This window comes from Azohydromonas aeria (assembly GCF_009760915.1).
GTDB classification, from domain to species: domain Bacteria; phylum Pseudomonadota; class Gammaproteobacteria; order Burkholderiales; family Burkholderiaceae_C; genus Azohydromonas; species Azohydromonas aeria.
Genome location: NZ_VIDQ01000024.1, coordinates 1 through 15683, shown reverse-complemented (window position 1 = coordinate 15683; position 15683 = coordinate 1). Strand labels below are relative to the sequence as shown.

Here is a 15683-nt window from a genome sequence, read left to right as displayed (position 1 = left end):
CACCATGGCCGGCTGGAGCATCGCCCTTGCCGTGACCGCGCCCTGGCTGCTGCTGGCGCTGGCGGCCCGCTTGCGGCGCAGCGATGCGCTGCGCCCGGCGCTGCCGCTGGCCAGCCTGGCCGCGCTGGCGCCGGTGCTGTGGCCGGGCGAGGTGCTGGACGCGCCGTGGCTGCTGCTGGGACTGCGCCTGGCCGCCGACGAGCTGGCGCGCACGCTGCTGCTGCTCATCGGCATCGCCTGGAGCGCCGCCGCCTGGTATGCGGGCCAGCAGGTCGGCGAGCGCTTCCGCGCCTTCGCGCTGTACTGGCTGGCCACGCTGGCCGGCATCGTGCTCGCGGCGCTGGCGGCCGACCTGGCCACCTTCTATACCGGCTACGTGGTGATGACGCTGGCCAGCTACGGGCTGGTGGTGCACGGGCGCGAGCCCGCGGCGCTGCGTGCCGGGCGCATCTACCTGGTGCTGGCGCTGCTGGGCGAGGCGCTGCTGCTGTCCGGCCTGCTGTGGATCGGTTCGCGGCTGGGCAACGCGGCGCTGGCCACGCTGCCGCAGGCGCTGCAGGGCCGCGACGCCGCGGTGGCGGCGGTGCTGCTGCTGGGGGGCTTCGGGGTCAAGATCGGCGTCGTGCCGCTGCACGTGTGGTTGCCGGTGGCCCACCCGGTGGCGCCGGTGCCGGCCAGCGCCATCCTCAGCGGCGTGCTGGTCAAGGCCGGCCTGCTCGGGGCGCTGCGCCTGGTGCCGGCCGAGCCCTTCGCCGCGCCGGGCCCCGTCGCCGCGCTAATGGCACTGGGTCTGTTCACCGCCTTCTACGGCGTGGCGGTGGGGCTGGCCCAGCCGAAGCTCAAGACGGTGCTGGCCTACTCGACGGTGAGCCAGATGGGGCTGCTCTTCACCGCGATGGCGGCCACGCTGGCGCCGGGCGCTGCGCGCGGCGGCGCGCTGATCACGCTGCTGGTGCTGCACCACGGCCTGAACAAGGCGGCGCTGTTCCTGGCGGCCGGCAGCGCCCCGGGCGCCACGCGCGTGCGGCTGGCGCTGCTGGCGCTGCCGGCGCTGGCCCTGGTGGGCCTGCCGCTGACCAGCGGCGCGCTGGCCAAGGACGCGCTCAAGTCCGCGCTGGGAGCCACGCCGCTGGGCGACGCCGCCGTCCTGTGGCTGGCCTTGAGCTCGCTGGCCACGGCGCTGCTGATGCTGCGCGTGTTCCATCTGGCCCGCGCCGCGCCCGCCGACGCCGGGCGGCCAGCGCTGCATTCCGCCTGGCCGCTGCTGGTGCTTGCCGGCGTGGTGCTGCCCTGGTGGCTGGCGTGGCGCGCCGGCAGTGCGAAGGCGCCGGACCTGGAGGCCACGTTCGCCTCGCTGTGGCCGGCGCTGCTGGCCCTGGCGCTGTTCCTCGCCTGGCAGCGGCTGGGCGCGCCGGGCCCGCGCCGGTCGCTGCCCGAAGGCGACCTCCTGCAGCCCGCCGCCGCATCGCTGCGGGCGCTGTCGCGGCTGCTGCGGCGGGCAGTGGCGGTCATGGCCCGGCTGCACGACAGCGGTCGCAGCACGCTGCAGGAGCGCCTGGCCGCGCTGGACCGTGCCCTGGCCTCGCTGGTGCGGCGTACCGAGGCCTCGTTCTCCACGCTGCCCTGGGCCGGCGTGCTCGTGCTGTCACTCACCGGGCTGCTGTACTGGGCCGTGGCCTGAACGAACCGGCCCATGAGCCGCTGCATCCGCAACCCATGGGTCCATGGCAACGGGTACGCCTCTTCGATGGACCCTGATCTCGCCGGGCAAGGCGGCCGGTGCCGCTTCAGAACACGAAGATGTCGCTGTGGCTGACGCTGCCCGCCACCTGCGCCACCAGCAGCCGGTTGGCATTGGAGCCGCCGTCGCTGTCGTAGTAGAGCTTGCCCGCGGCGCTGTCCCAGATCACGTGGACGCCGTTGCCCACGGTGGCCGTGCTGCCCGAGGCCACCGCGCTGAACTCGCTGCCGGCCAGCTGGTTGCCGGCCGCCGTGGTCAGCCCGGTGAAGACGCTGCGCGACAGCAACAGGCGGTCCACGCCGGTGGCGAAGTCCGTGATGGTGTCGCCGGCGCTCAGGGACAGGCCCGCGACGGAGTCGAACACGAACGCGTCGCTGCCCAGGCCGCCGGTGAGCAGGTCCAGGTCGGCGCCGCCGCTGAGCGTGTCGTTGCCCGCCCCACCGAACAGCAGGTCGCCGCCACCGCCGCCGGCCAGCGAGTCGTTGCCCGTGCCGCCCACCAGGATGTCGGCGGCCGAGGTGGCGGTGCCGGTCAGCGAGTACGCGGCGGTGCCCAGCGCGAAGCCGGCCACGCTGGTGGCGGCGGCGAAGCTCAGCGTCTCGACCTGCGTCGCCGCGACGTACTGGCCCAGCACGGTCACGTGCGAGGCGGTGCCCACGCCGGTGCCCGCATAGCTGAACTCCAGGTGGTCGCCAAAGCGGGCGAAGCTGAGGCTGCTGAAGGTGCCCCCTGCCGTTGCGCTCACGACGATGGAGTCGTTCGCCGAGGTCGAGTTGCCCGCCTCCTGGATCGAGCCGTTGCCGGAGTTGCCCGTGCCGACGGTGTAGGTGTCGTTGCTCGACTTGTTCGTGGACGACAGGTCGAACGCGTCGGCCGAGATGGAGAACGTGATGGTGTTGGCCGAGGCATCGGTGTCGGCGCCGCCGTTGGCCGTGCCGCCGTTGTCCTGCACCTGGAAGGTGAAGCTCGTCCCGGCGGTGGAGTTGGCCGCGGGCACGTAGCTCAGGCGTCCCTCGGCCAGGTCCTGCGCCGAGATGGTGGCGCCCGCGGCCACCGCGGCGTTGTTCAGGAACAGCGCGCCGCCGCCGGGCAGCGTGCTGATCCTCACCCCGGCCAGCGTGCCGCCGTCGATGTCGGTGAAGCCGAAGTCGCTGGCCGACAGGGTGTAGGCCTTGTCCTCGATGAGGGCCACCGCCTTGTCGGTGCCGGCAGGCGCATCGTTGACGCCCTGGATGGTGAAGCTCACCGTGCCGGTGGTGCCGTCCAGGGCCTGCACCGTGAAGGTGTCCACCTTGCTCTGGCCCGCGCCCAGGTACTGGGTCGCGGCGTTGGCCACCGTGTAGGTGTAGCTGCCGCTGGCGGCCAGCACCAGGCTGCCGAGGTTGCCGGCCGTGGCCGTGACGCTGGTGCTGAAGCCGGCCTGGCCCTGGTCGGCGTCGCTGATGGCGATGCTGCCGCTGGCCACGAGGTTGCCGTTGGCCACCGCCACGTCCTCGGTGACGCTGGCCACGCTCGGCGTGCCGATCACGGCGGCGTCGTTGGCACCAACGATGGTGAAGCTCACGACCTTGGTGGTGCCGTCCAGGGCCTGCACGGTGAAGGTGTCCACCTTGCTCTGGCCCGCGCCCAGGTACTGGGTCGCGGCGTTGGCCACCGTGTAGGTGTAGCTGCCGCTGGCGGCCAGCACCAGGCTGCCGAGGTTGCCGGCCGTGGCCGTCACGCTGGTGCCGAAGGCGGCCTGGCCCTGGTCGGCGTCGCTGATGGCGATGCTGCCGCTGGCCACGAGGTTGCCGTTGGTGACCGCCACGTCCTCGGTGACGCTGGCAACGGTCGGCGTGCCGATCACGGCGGCGTCGTTGGCACCAACGATGGTGAAGCTCACCGACCTGGTGGTGCCGTCCAGGGCCTGCACGGTGAAGGTGTCCACCTTGCTCTGGCCCGCGCCCAGGTATTGCACGGCGCTGTTGGCCACCGTGTAGGTGTAGCTGCCGTCGGCCGCGAGCACCAGGCTGCCGAGGTTGCCGGCCGTGGCCGTCACGCTGGTGCCGAAGGCGGCCTGGCCCTGGTCGGCGTCGCTGATGGCGATGCTGCCGCTGGCCACGAGGTTGCCGTTGGCCACCGCCACGTCCTCGGTGACGCTGGCGACGGTCGGCGTGCCGATGACGGCGGCGTCGTTGGCGCCATGGATGGTGAAGCTCACCGACCTGGTGGTGCCGTCCAGGGCCTGCACGGTGAAGGTGTCCACCTTGCTCTGGCCCGCGTCCAGGTATTGCACGGCGCTGTTGGCCACCGTGTAGGTGTAGCTGCCGTCGGCGGCCAGGGCCAGGTTGCCCAGGTTGCCGTCGGCTGCGGCCACGGTGGTGCGGAACAGGGCCTGCCCGGCATCGGCATCGTTGATGGCGATGCTGCCGTTGGCCACGAGGCTGCCGCTGGCCACGGCCACGTCCTCGGTGACGTCGGCGACGCTGGGCAAGCCGATCACGGCGGCTTCCGCGGCGCCGTGGATCGTGAAGCTGATCTGCTGCATGCTGCCGTCAAGCGAGTGCACGGTGAAGGTATCGGTGTGGGTGTCGCCGGCGTCCAGGAACTGGACGCTGGCGTTGTCCACGGTGTAGGCGTAGCGGCCTGCGGCATCGAGCACCAGGTGGCCGAGGTGGCCGGCGCTGGCGCTGACGTTGGTATTGAAGAAGGCCTCGCCGGCGTCGGCGTCGGTGATGTCCAGCTCGCCCTCGGCCACGAGCAGGCCCAGGCGCACGTCCGCGTCCTCGACGAGGTGCTGCGTGCCGGGCGTGGCGATCACGGCGGCGTCGTTGCTGCCGGTGATGGTGAAGGCGATGTCCCGCGTGGTGCCGTCGGCCGACGCCACGGTGAAGGTGTCCACCTTCACCTGGCCCGCGCCCAGGTGCTGGGTGGCGGCGTTGTCCACGCTGTAGCTGTAATGGCCCTGGGCGTCGAGCACGAGGGTGCCGAGGTTGCCCGGCGCCGCGGCGACGCCGGTCCGGAACGTCGCCTGGCCCGCGTCCGCGTCGCTCACGCCGAGAAGGCCCGAGGCCACGAGCTGGCCGGCCGCGTTGACATCGACGTCCTCCGTCACGTTGCTCGCGCCGGGTACGCCGATGACGGCCGCGTCGTTGACGCCGTGGATGGTGAAGCTCAGCTCCTTCGCCGTGCCGTCGGCCGACTCGACGGTGAAGCGGTCCACCTGCGTCTCGCCCGCACCCAGCGCCCCGGCCAGCGCGTTGTCCACGGCGTAGGTGTAGTGGCCGTCGGGGCGCAGCTGCAGCGTGCCCAGGTTGCCGTCGGCCGCGGCCACCGTCTCCTTGAACACGGCTTCGCCGGCGTCGGCGTCGCTGATGCCGATGCGGCCCTGGGCCACCAGCTTGCCGGCCACCACGCCCACGTCCTCGGTGAGCTCGCTCGTGTCGGGCGTGCCGATGACGGCGGCGTCGTTGGCACCGTGGACGGTGAAGTTCACCACCTTGGCCGTGCCGTCGGCCGAGCGCACGGTGAAGCTGTCCACCCGGGTCTGGCCTTCGCCCAGGAACTGCACGGCGGCGTTGTCCACGGCATAGCTGTAATGGCCGTCGGCGGCCAGCGTCAGCGAGCCCAGGTTGCCCGCGGCGGCGTCCACGTTGGTGCGCAAGCCGTCCTGGCCGGCGTCGGCATCGCTCATGGCGATGATGCCCTGTGCCACCAGCCGGCCGGCCGCATCGACGGCCGTGTCCTCGGTGACGTCGGCCTGCGTGGGCGCGCCGATCGTCGCGGCATCGTTGGTGCCGTGGATGGTGAAGCTCACCACCCGGGTCGTGCCGTCGGCGGCGCGCACGGTGAAGCTGTCCACGCGGTGCTGCCCCTCGGCCAGGAACTGCACGGCGGCGTTGTCCACGGCATAGGTGTAGCGGCCGTCGGCGGCGAGCTGCAGCGTGCCCAGGTTGCCTTGCGCGCCCTGCACGACGCTGTCGAAGTGGTCCTCGCCCGCATCGGCGTCGTCCAGCGACAGGGTACCGCTGGCCGTGAGCCGGCCGTCGGCCTCGACATCCACGTCCTCGCTGACCTCGGCCGTGTCGGGCAGGCCGATGCGCGCCGCGTCGTTGACGCCGTGCACCGTGAAGCTCAGCGTCTTGGTGGTGCCGTCGGCCGAGCTCACCGTGAAGCTCTCGGTGCGGGTCTGGCCGGCACCGAGGTACTGCACCGCGTCGTTGTCCACCGCGTAGCTGTAGCGGCCGTCGGCGGCCAGCGTCAGCGCGCCCAGGTTGCCGGGGTCGGACACGACGGTGGTGTTGAAGGCGGACTGGCCGTGGTCGGTGTCGGTGATGGGCAGCAGGCCGCTGACTTCGAGGTTGCCGTCGGCGTTGACGTCCAGGTCCTCCGTGACGTCAACGGCGCTCGGCGTGCCGATGATGGCCGACTGGTCGGCGCCCCCGACGGTGAAGCTGACCGTGCCGGTCGTGCCGTCGAGCGCGCGCACGGTGAACACGTCCACCCGGACCTCGCCGGCGCCCAGGGCCTGGGCCAGGCTGCTGGCGACGCTGTAGACGTAGCTGCCGTCGGCGGCGAGCTGCAGCGTGCCGAGGTTGTCGGGATCGCCGCTGACGCTGGTGACGAAGCCGGCCTCGCCCGCGTCGGCGTCGCTAATGGCGATGCGGCCGCGGGCCACCAGCAGCCCGTCCCCATCGGCCTCGGCGTACTCGGTGACGCTAGCCACGCTGGGCGTGCCGATGACGGCGGCGTCGTTGCTGCCGTGCAGTGTGAAGCTGATCTCGCGGCTGGTGCCGTCGGCGGCGCGCACCGTGAAGGTATCGGCCCGGCTGTCGCCCGCGCCCAGCGACTGCACCAGGGCGTTGTCCACGGCGTAGGTGTAGTGGCCGTCGGCGGCCAGTGTCAGCGTGCCCAGGTTGCCGGCCGCTGCCGCCACGGTCGTGTTGAACAAGGCCTCGCCCGTGTCGGCGTCGGTGATGCTCAGGATGCCGCTGGCCGTCAGGTGCCCGGCGGCGTTGACGGCCACGTCCTCGGTGACGCTGGCGACGCTGGGCGTGCCGATGGCGGCGGCGTCGTTGGCGCCGTGGATGGTGAAGTTCACCACCTGCGTGGTGCCATCCAGCGCCGTGACCGTGAAGCTGTCCACCCGGGTCTGGCCCGCGCCCAGCGGCTGCGTGGCGCCTTGGGCCACGGCGTAGGTGTAGCTGCCGTCCGCGGCCAGCTGCAGCGTGCCGAGATTGCCCGCGCCAGCCACCACGGTGGTGCGGAAGCCGGCCTGGCCGGCGTCGGCGTCGCTGATGCCGATGCGCCCGATGGCGGTGAGCTGGCCGGTGGCGTTGACGGGACCGTCCTCGGCCACGTCGGCCACGCTGGGCGTGCCGATGACGGCGGCGTCGTTGGCGCCATGGATGGTGAAGCTCACCTCCCTGGCAGTGCCGTCGGCGGCCGTGACGGTGAAGGTATCGACCCTGGACTCGCCCGCGCCCAAGTGCTGCGCGGCGCCGTTGGCCACCGTGTAGGTGTAGCTGCCGTTGGCGGCCAGCACCAGCTGGCCCAGGTTGCCCGCGGCCGCGGCCACGGTGGTGCTGAAGAAGGCCTGGCCGGCGTCGGCGTCGGCGATGGAGATGCTGCCGCTGCCGCTGGCGGTGAGGTGGCCCGCGGCGTTGACGGCCGTGTCCTCGGTGACGTTGCTCGCGCTGGGCGTGCCGATGACGGCGGCGTCGTTGGCGCCGGTGATGGTGAAGCTCACCGCCTTGGCGGTGCCATCGGCGGCCGTGACGGTGAAGGTATCGACCCTGGACTGGCCCGCGCCCAGCGACTGCACGGCGCCGTTGGCCACCGTGTAGGTGTAGCTGCCGTTGGCGGCCAGCACCAGCTGGCCCAGGTTGCCCGCGGCCGCGGCCACGGTGGTGCTGAAGGCGGCCTGGCCGGCGTCGGCGTCGGTGATGGAGATGCTGCCGCTGGCGCTGAGGTGGCCCGCGGCATTGACGGCCGTGTCCTCGGTGACGCTGGCGACGCTGGGCGTGCCGATGACGGCGGCGTCGTTGGCGCCGGTGATGGTGAAGCTCACCGCCCTGGTGGTGCCGTCGGCGGCCGTGACGGTGAAGGTATCGACCTTGACCTGGCCCGCGCCCAGGTATTGCGCGGCGCCGTTGGCCACCGTGTAGGTGTAGCTGCCGTTGGCGGCGAGCACCAGCTGGCCCAGGTTGCCCGCGGCCGCGGCCACGGTGGTGCTGAAGGCGGCCTGGCCGGCATCGGCGTCGGCGATGGAGATGCTGCCGCTGGCGATGAGGTTGCCCGCGGCATTGACGGCCGTGTCCTCGGTGACGCTGGCGACGCTGGGCGTGCCGATGACGGCGGCGTCGTTGGCGCCGGTGATGGTGAAGCTCACCGCCCTGGTGGTGCCGTCGGCGGCCGTGACGGTGAAGGTATCGACCTTGACCTGGCCCGCGCCCAGCGACTGCACGGCGCCGTTGGCCACCGTGTAGGTGTAGCTGCCGTTGGCGGCCAGCACCAGCTGGCCCAGGTTGTCGGTGGCGGCGGTGACGGTGGTCCTGAAGCTGGCCTGGCCGGCGTCGGCGTCGCTGATGGCGATGCTGCCGGTGGCAGTGAGGTTGCCGGCGGCGTTGACGGCCGTGTCCTCGGTGACGTTGCTCGCGCTGGGCGTGCCGATGACGGCGGCGTCGTTGGCACCGGTGATGGTGAAGCTCACCGCCCTGGCGGTGCCGTCGGCAGCTTTGACGGTGAAGGTATCGACCTTGGTCTGGCCCGTGCCCAGGTACTGCGCGGCGCCGTTGGCCACCGTGTAGGTGTAGCTGCCGTTGGCGGCCAGCACCAGCTGGCCCAGGTTGCCCGCGGCCGCGGCCACGGTGGTGCTGAAGGCGGCCTGGCCGGCATCGGCGTCGGCGATGGAGATGCTGCCGCTGGCGCTGAGGTTGCCCGCAGCGTTGACGGCCGTGTCCTCGGTGACGCTGGCGACGCTGGGCGTGCCGATGACGGCGGCGTCGTTGGCGCCGGTGATGGTGAAGCTCACCGCCCTGGCGGTGCCGTCGGCGGCCGTGACGGTGAAGGTATCGACCCTGGACTGGCCCGCGCCCAGCGACTGCACGGCGCCGTTGGCCACCGTGTAGGTGTAGGCGCCGGTGCTGCCGAGCACGAGGCTGCCGAGGTTGCCGGCAGCGGCGGTGACGGTGGTCCTGAAGCTGGCCTGGCCGGCGTCGGCGTCGCTGATGGCGATGCTGCCGGTGGCGGTGAGGTTGCCGGCGGCATTGACGGCCACGTCCTCGGTGACGCTGCTCACGGTGGGCGTGCCGATGACGGCGGCGTCGTTGGCGCCCTTGATGGTGAAGCTCACCACCTTGGTCGTGCCGTCGAACGAGGTGATGGTGAAGGTATCGATCCTGGACCGGTCCGCGCCCAGCGACTGCACGGCGCCGTTGGCCACCGTGTAGGTGTAGGCGCCGGTGCTGCCGAGCACGAGGCTGCCGAGGTTGCCGGCGGCGGCGGTGACGGTGGTCCTGAAGCTGGCCTGGCCGGCGTCGGCGTCGCTGATGGCGATGCTGCCGGTGGCGGTGAGGTTGCCGGCGGCATTGACGGCCACGTCCTCGGTGACGCTGCTCACGGTGGGCGTGCCGATGACGGCCGCGTCGTTGACGCCCTTGATGGTGAAGCTCACCACCTTGGTCGTGCCGTCGAACGAGGTGATGGTGAAGGTGTCGATCCTGGACTGGCCCGCGCCCAGCGACTGCGCGACGCTGTTGGCCACCGTGTAGGTGTAGGCGCCGGTGCTGCCGAGCACGAGGCTGCCGAGGTTGCCGGCGGCGGCGGTGACGGCGGTCCTGAAGCTGGCCTGGCCGGCATTCGCGTCGCTGATCGAGATGCTGCCGCTGGCCACCAGCATGCCGCTGGCATTCACGGCCGTGTCCTCGATCACGCTGCTCACGCTCGGGCTGCCGATGACGGCGGCGGTATTCGGGACGGTGGTGGTGGCCAAGGCGCGGACTCCGGGTCGGTAATACAGGGGTCGAGCAATTTATTGATACTCGATTATTCTTTTGTTACTGGTTTGTGAATAGAGGTGCCCGACAGCCGGCACACGAGGTGTGCCACCGACACGGCGCAAAATCGCGTCGATTGCCCGCTCAACCTTTTTGAGGCCTGCAGGGCCGCGATTTGTCCAGAGACATGTCCGCAGATATGTCCGGAATATCGACAGCGGCAGGGCGCACAGATCAGGGCGCGGCACGAATTGGCTGTGTCCGGGCATTTGCAGGCGCCGGCCGGGCCGGGCGCCGCGTGGCTTGGGTAGCATGCGCCGCCTGCTCCACCCCGCGCCGCACGCCGCGCCTGCCGTCCATGACTTCCGTGAAACTCGCCTCGCTGTGGCAACGCGCCGCCTCGCGCCAGATGCGCGCGCTGGCGCAGGCCGGGGAGCAGACCACGCGCGAGATCATCCGCGCCGCCGCGGCCGCGCATGCGCCGCCGCCGGGCGAGGGCGACTGGATCTCGGGCTTCGTGATGGGGCCGGCCGGGATGCGGCGCTGGCGGCTGTTCCGGCCCGTGGCCGCCGTGCCGCGCCGGCCGCTGCCCCTGCTGCTGATGCTGCACGGCTGCGGCCAGGATGCGCGCGAGTTCGCGCTGAGCACCGGCATGAACCGCGTGGCCGCGCGCGAAGGTTTCATGGTGCTCTACCCCGAGCAGGACCGCCGCGCGCATCCGCAGGGCTGCTGGAACTGGTACGACACGCGCAGCGGCCAGGCGCTGGCCGAGGCCGCCACGCTGGTGGCCGCGGTGGAGCAGGCGGCGCTGCTGCACGGCGGCGACCGCGCGCGCGTGGCCGTGGCCGGGCTGTCGGCCGGCGCCAGCATGGCGGCGCTGCTGGGCGTGCGCCGGCCGCAGCTGTTTCGCGCCGTGGCCATGCACTCCGGCGTGCCGCCGGGCGTGGCGCGCTCTTCCGGCACCGCCGTGCGCGCCATGCTCGGCCTGGGTCGCGCCGGCCCCGTGCCGGTGGGCCCGGCGCTGCTGGCCGGCGCGCCGCTGCCGCCGCTGCTGGTGCTGCACGGCAGCGCCGACGCCGTGGTGTCGGTGCGCAACGCCGCCGCCGCGGCCGGGCTATGGGCGCAGGCCGCCGGCGCGCGCACCTGCGCGCTGCGCGAGGTCAAGCGCGGACAGCGCCACGCCATGCACGTCACCGACTACAAGTGCGGCCGCCGCACCGTGGCCACGCTGTGCGAGGTGCAGGGCCTGGGCCACGCCTGGAGCGGCGGCGACGCGCGCCAGCGCTTCGGCGACCCGCACGGCCCCGACGCCTCGCGCCTGGTCTGGCGTTTCGTCAGCAAGCATCTCGACGCGGGCTGACGATGCGCCTGGCGCGGCTTGCGGGAGATGTTCGGCTGGGTGGTTGCGCGCGCATCGCCCGCGTCCCGCATTCCGCGCCGGAATAGCAGCTATCCGCCGCCTGCCGTTCCCCGCGGCGCCGCGGCCGCGCACCATGGGCGTCCCCAGAGAACATCTGCAGCCCAGGAGCGCTCAATCCATGCGTCGCCATCGCCAAGCCAAGATCGTCGCCACGGTCGGTCCCGCCAGCAGCAGCCCGCAGATGCTGCGCGCGCTCTTCGAGGCCGGCGTGGACGTGTTCCGGCTCAACTTCAGCCACGGCACGCATGCCGAGCACCGCGCGCGCTTCGACGCCATCCGCGCCATCGAGCGCGAGGCGGGCCGGCCCATCGGCATCCTGCTCGACCTGCAGGGCCCCAAGCTGCGCGTGGGCACCTTCGCCGAGGGTCCCGTCACGCTGCAGCCCGGCGAGCGCTTCCGCCTCGACCTGGAGGTGAGCCGCCCCGGCGACCGCCGCCGCGTGGCGCTGCCGCACGTGGAGATCTTCGCGGCGCTGCGCCCCGGCTCGGAGCTGCTCATCGACGACGGCCGCGTGCGGCTGCGCGTGCTCGACGCCGGCCCTGCGCACGCGGACACCGAGGTGCTGGTCGGCGGCACGGTCTCGGACCGCAAGGGCGTGAACGTGCCCGACGTGCTGCTGCCGCTGTCGGCGCTGCCGCCCAAGGACCTGGCCGACCTGGACTTCGGCCTGGGCCTGGGCGTGGACTGGGTGGCGATGTCCTTCGTGCAGCGCCCCGAGGACGTGGACGAGCTGCGCGCGCTGGTGCAGGGGCGCGCCGGGATCATGGCCAAGCTGGAGAAGCCCGCGGCCATCGAGCGGCTGGAGGAGATCGTGGCGCGCTGCGACGCGCTGATGGTGGCGCGCGGCGACCTGGGCGTGGAGATGCCCGCCGAGGCCGTGCCGGCGGTGCAGAAGCGCATCATCCGGCTGTGCCGCCGCGCCGGGAAGCCGGTGGTGGTGGCCACGCAGATGCTCGACTCGATGGTGGCCTCGCCCGTGCCCACGCGCGCCGAGGCCTCCGACGTGGCCAGCGCCATCTATGACGGCGCTGACGCGGTGATGCTCTCGGCCGAGTCGGCCTCGGGGCGCTACCCGCTGGAGGCGGTGCGCATGATGGAGCGCATCATCCGCCGCACCGAGGACGACCCGCTGCAGCGCCAGGCGCTCGACGCCTCGCACACCGAGGCCCGCGCCGAGGTGGGCGAGGCCATCGGCTGCGCCACGCGCCGCGCGGCCGCGCTGCTCGACGTGGCCGCGGTCGTGGCCTACACCAGCACCGGCGCGTCGGCGCTGCGCATGGCGCGCGAGCGCCCGCGCGCGCCGATCCTGGGCATCACGCCCGACGCGGCCGTGGCGCGGCGGCTGCCGCTGGCCTGGGGCGTGCACGCGCTGGCCTGCGAGGCGGTGGCCGGCTTCGACGACATGGCGCGCCAGGCCTGCGCGCTGGCGCGCGGCCAGGGTTTCGCGCAGCCGGGCCAGACCATCGCCGTGACCGCGGGCATGCCTTTCGGCACGCCGGGCAGCACCAACCTGCTGCACATCGCGCAGGTGGACTGAAGCCGAAGCGGCGCGCCTCAGCCGCCGCCGTCGCGCTCTTCGACGTGCGCGCACAGCGCCAGCGCCGTGCTCAGCTCCAGCAGTTGCGCCTGCACCTCGCTCACGTCGGCCGGGTGCAGCGGCCGCGCGTGCAGGCCGTCGGCGCGCTCGTGCCACCGGTGCAGCACCTCGCGCAGCCGCTCCACCACCCACGACGGCCCCGGCGCCGCGAGCGCGCGCAGGTGCAGCGGCTGCAGCAGGCCCTGCGCCTGCGCCACGACGTCCCGGCAGCGCTGCTCCAGCTGCTGGCGCGACAGCTGCTTGCGCGCGTAACCCACGCGGGCCCGGCCCAGCTCGCGCTCGAAGTCACGCAGCTGCCGCGCCAGCGCCTGCAGCTCCAGGGTGCGCGGCGGCCAGCGCGCCGCGCCCGCACGCCGCGCCCGCTGCCGCACCACGAAGCGGGCGCCTTGCCAGGCGCCGCGCAGGCCGCGCCGCAGCCGCGCCCAGGTGTCATTCCAGGACAGGACCATGCGTCGTCAGGCCGGCGCGGCACGGGGGAAGGGAAGACGGGGGCAGGCGGACGACACGGGGGAAGGAAAAGAAGGGTGGGGGTGACGCTCGGGACATGCAGCGCTGAGAGGTGGGATGGCGTCCCAGTAGGCCAGCGCGCGCCGGGCGGCCTGTAGCCAGCCGCAGGATTCCTGCACCCGACGCAACCAGCCGTTTCCCGCACACGGGGTGGATGAGTCCCCGATACAACTGACACGGATGGGGTGTGGCGCCCGCGCACAGACCATTGCGTTTTCGGCGGGTATGTGCTTGGAAAAACGCCCTGGCGGCGCGGGCATGGTGCGGTTCGGGCCGCGCGGCGCCGCGCTACCCTCGTGGTTCGCTGACCTCCCCGGACGACCCGCCTTGCGCCTGCCCCTGCCGTTGCCCGCCTCGTATGGCGCCTCCGACCTGCGCGCCGACCTGCTGGCCGGGCTGCTGGGCGCGGTGCTGGTGCTGCCGCAGGGCATCGCCTTCGCCACGCTGGCCGGGCTGCCGCCGCAGTACGGCCTGTACTCGGCGGTGGTGCCCTGCATCGTCGCGGCGCTGGCGGGCTCCAGCCGCCACGTCGTCTCCGGGCCCACCAATGCCAACTCGCTGGCGCTGTTCGCCATGCTCGCGCCGCTGGCTGCCGTGGGCAGCCCGGCCTACATCGAGCTGGCGCTGGCCGTGACGGTGCTGGTCGGGCTGCTGCAGTTCGCCACCGGCGCGCTGCGCCTGGGCTCGGTGGCCAATTTCATCTCGCCGACCGCGCTGCTCGGGTTCACCACCGGCGCGGCGCTGCTGATCGCCGTGCATGCCCTGAAGGACGCGCTGGGGCTGGCGCTGCCGCCGGGCCCGGGCGCCGGCACGGTGCTGCGCGCGGCCTTCACGCAGGTGCCGCAGCCCGGGGCGCTGCTGGTGGCGGCCGTGACGCTGGCGGTGGCGGCGGGGCTGCGGCGGCGGCGGCGCGGCTCGCCCTTCATGCTCGCGGCGCTGGCGGCAGGCACGGCGCTGGCCTGGGCGCTGGAGCGGCTCGCGCCCGCGGCGTGGCAGGTGCGGCTGCTGGGCGCGCTGCCCTCGCCGCTGCCGCCGTTTCACCTGCCCGGCGTGCAGCCGTCGCAGCTGCCGCAGCTGCTGGGCATCGCGGCGGCGCTGACGGTGGTGGCGCTGGCGCAGTCCATCGCCATCGCCAAGGCCGTGGCCGCGCGCAGCGGCCAGCGCATCGACGCCAACCGCGAGTTCCTGGGCCAGGGCCTGTCCAACATCGCCGGGGGCTTCTTCTCCTGCTACGTTTCCTGCGGCTCGCTGAACCGCTCCCTGCCCAACCTGGAGTCCGGCGCGCGCTCGGCCCTGGCGGCGGTGACCTCGGCGCTGATGGTGGTGCCGCTGGTGGCGCTGACGGCGCCGCTGCTGGCGCGCATTCCCCATGCCGCCGTCGCCGGGCTGCTGGTGCTGGTGGGCTGGACGCTGCTGGACATCCCGCGCTGGCGCCGCCTGGCGCGCGCCAGCCGCTCCGAGCTCACGGTGGCGCTCGTCACCCTGGGCGCGACGCTGACGCTGCGCCTGGAGATCGCGGTGCTCGTGGGCAGCGCGCTGTCGCTGGGCCTGTACCTGCACCGCACCTCGCGCCCGGCCATGCGCACCATGGGCTTCGACCGCGACCGTGGCGACGCGCACCGGCCCTTCGTGGTGGTCTCGCACACGCCCGGCGCGCTGCCGGAATGCCCGCAATTGAAGATGCTGCGCATGGAGGGCTCGGTCTACTTCGGCGCCACGGCCCACGTCGCCGACCGGCTGCAGGCGCTGCGCGACGCGCCCGCGCCGCAGCGCCACCTGCTGGTCATGGCCAAGAGCATGAACTTCATCGACGTGGCCGGCGCGGAGCTGTGGCGCCAGGAGCTGCGCGCGCGCCGCGCCATGGGCGGCGACCTCTACTTCCACCGCCCGCGCCCGCCGGTGCTGGCGCAGTGGCGGCGCGACGGCTTCCTCGACGAGCTGGGCGCCGACCACGTGTTCCCGGACAAGCGCCGCGCCATCGCCGCGATCACGCACCGGCTCGACTGCGCCACCTGCGCCGCCTGCACGGTGCGCGTGTTCGCCGAATGCGCCGAGCGGCCGGGTCCGGGCTGTGACAAGCGCTGAATCGGCCGCTGCGTTCCGCTCCGTGGGCGTGGACCCGGCACAAAGTCGCGCCGTGGCGGCGTGTCTTCCTGATCTGCCTCAAGCGCCGGCACCGGGCGCCGATAGCGGCGTCTGCTTTCAGACAGATTCCAGGAGACTCGCTTGTCCATCGCCCATTTCAAGACCCACACCATGCTGCCCCTGGGCTTCGCCGCGGTGCTGCTGTTCATGGGAGCGCTCACCGCGCTGGGCATCTCGGGCCTGAACGACGTGGGCCGGCTGCACCGCCAGGCCCTGGGCCCGGAGCGCGCCGCGGCCGCGGCCGAGGTCGAGCGCGAGGTGGCTTCGGTCAGCCGGCTGATGATGGCGCTGGCCGGC

General features: G+C 73.1%; 7 protein-coding genes. 5 read left to right on the top strand and 2 right to left on the bottom strand.

The window, feature by feature from the left end; all coding sequences use genetic code 11:
• Positions 1 to 4: 4 nt before the first annotated feature.
• Positions 5 to 1681 (top strand): complex I subunit 5 family protein, encoded by a 1677-nt coding sequence (locus FJ694_RS15650; protein WP_157268180.1) that lies wholly within the window; start codon positions 5 to 7, stop codon positions 1679 to 1681.
• A gap of 106 nt (positions 1682 to 1787) precedes the next feature.
• Here FJ694_RS15650 and FJ694_RS15645 read toward each other — a convergent pair whose 3' ends face one another.
• A complete protein-coding gene (locus FJ694_RS15645; protein ID WP_157268179.1) occupies positions 1788 to 9713 on the bottom strand; it encodes a VCBS domain-containing protein in 7926 nt (2641 codons plus the stop codon).
• A 362-nt stretch (positions 9714 to 10075) separates the two neighbouring features.
• On the opposite strand from FJ694_RS15645, the gene FJ694_RS15640 reads away from it, so the two are divergent.
• On the top strand, positions 10076 to 11077 hold the full coding sequence (locus FJ694_RS15640) for an extracellular catalytic domain type 1 short-chain-length polyhydroxyalkanoate depolymerase (RefSeq protein ID WP_157268178.1): 1002 nt from the start codon (positions 10076 to 10078) through the stop codon (positions 11075 to 11077).
• A gap of 178 nt (positions 11078 to 11255) precedes the next feature.
• The gene (gene pyk, locus FJ694_RS15635; protein WP_157268177.1) at positions 11256 to 12674 is read left to right on the top strand and encodes a pyruvate kinase; all 1419 of its coding nucleotides are present in this window, start codon (positions 11256 to 11258) and stop codon (positions 12672 to 12674) included.
• A 17-nt stretch (positions 12675 to 12691) separates the two neighbouring features.
• On the opposite strand, the gene FJ694_RS15630 is transcribed toward pyk, so the two are convergent.
• Complete coding sequence (locus FJ694_RS15630; protein ID WP_157268176.1) at positions 12692 to 13183, bottom strand: hypothetical protein; 492 nt, start codon at positions 13181 to 13183, stop codon at positions 12692 to 12694.
• Positions 13184 to 13499: 316 nt separating this feature from the next.
• Here FJ694_RS15630 and FJ694_RS15625 point away from each other — a divergent pair, with 316 nt between their 5' ends.
• Both FJ694_RS15625 and FJ694_RS15620 read left to right on the top strand, forming a co-directional pair.
• Positions 13500 to 15326 (top strand): SulP family inorganic anion transporter, encoded by a 1827-nt coding sequence (locus FJ694_RS15625; protein ID WP_157268232.1) that lies wholly within the window; start codon positions 13500 to 13502, stop codon positions 15324 to 15326.
• Between the two features lie 141 nt (positions 15327 to 15467).
• Positions 15468 to 15683, top strand: a 216-nt coding sequence (locus tag FJ694_RS15620; protein ID WP_157268175.1) for a hypothetical protein, incomplete at its 3' end; no start/stop codon positions are given.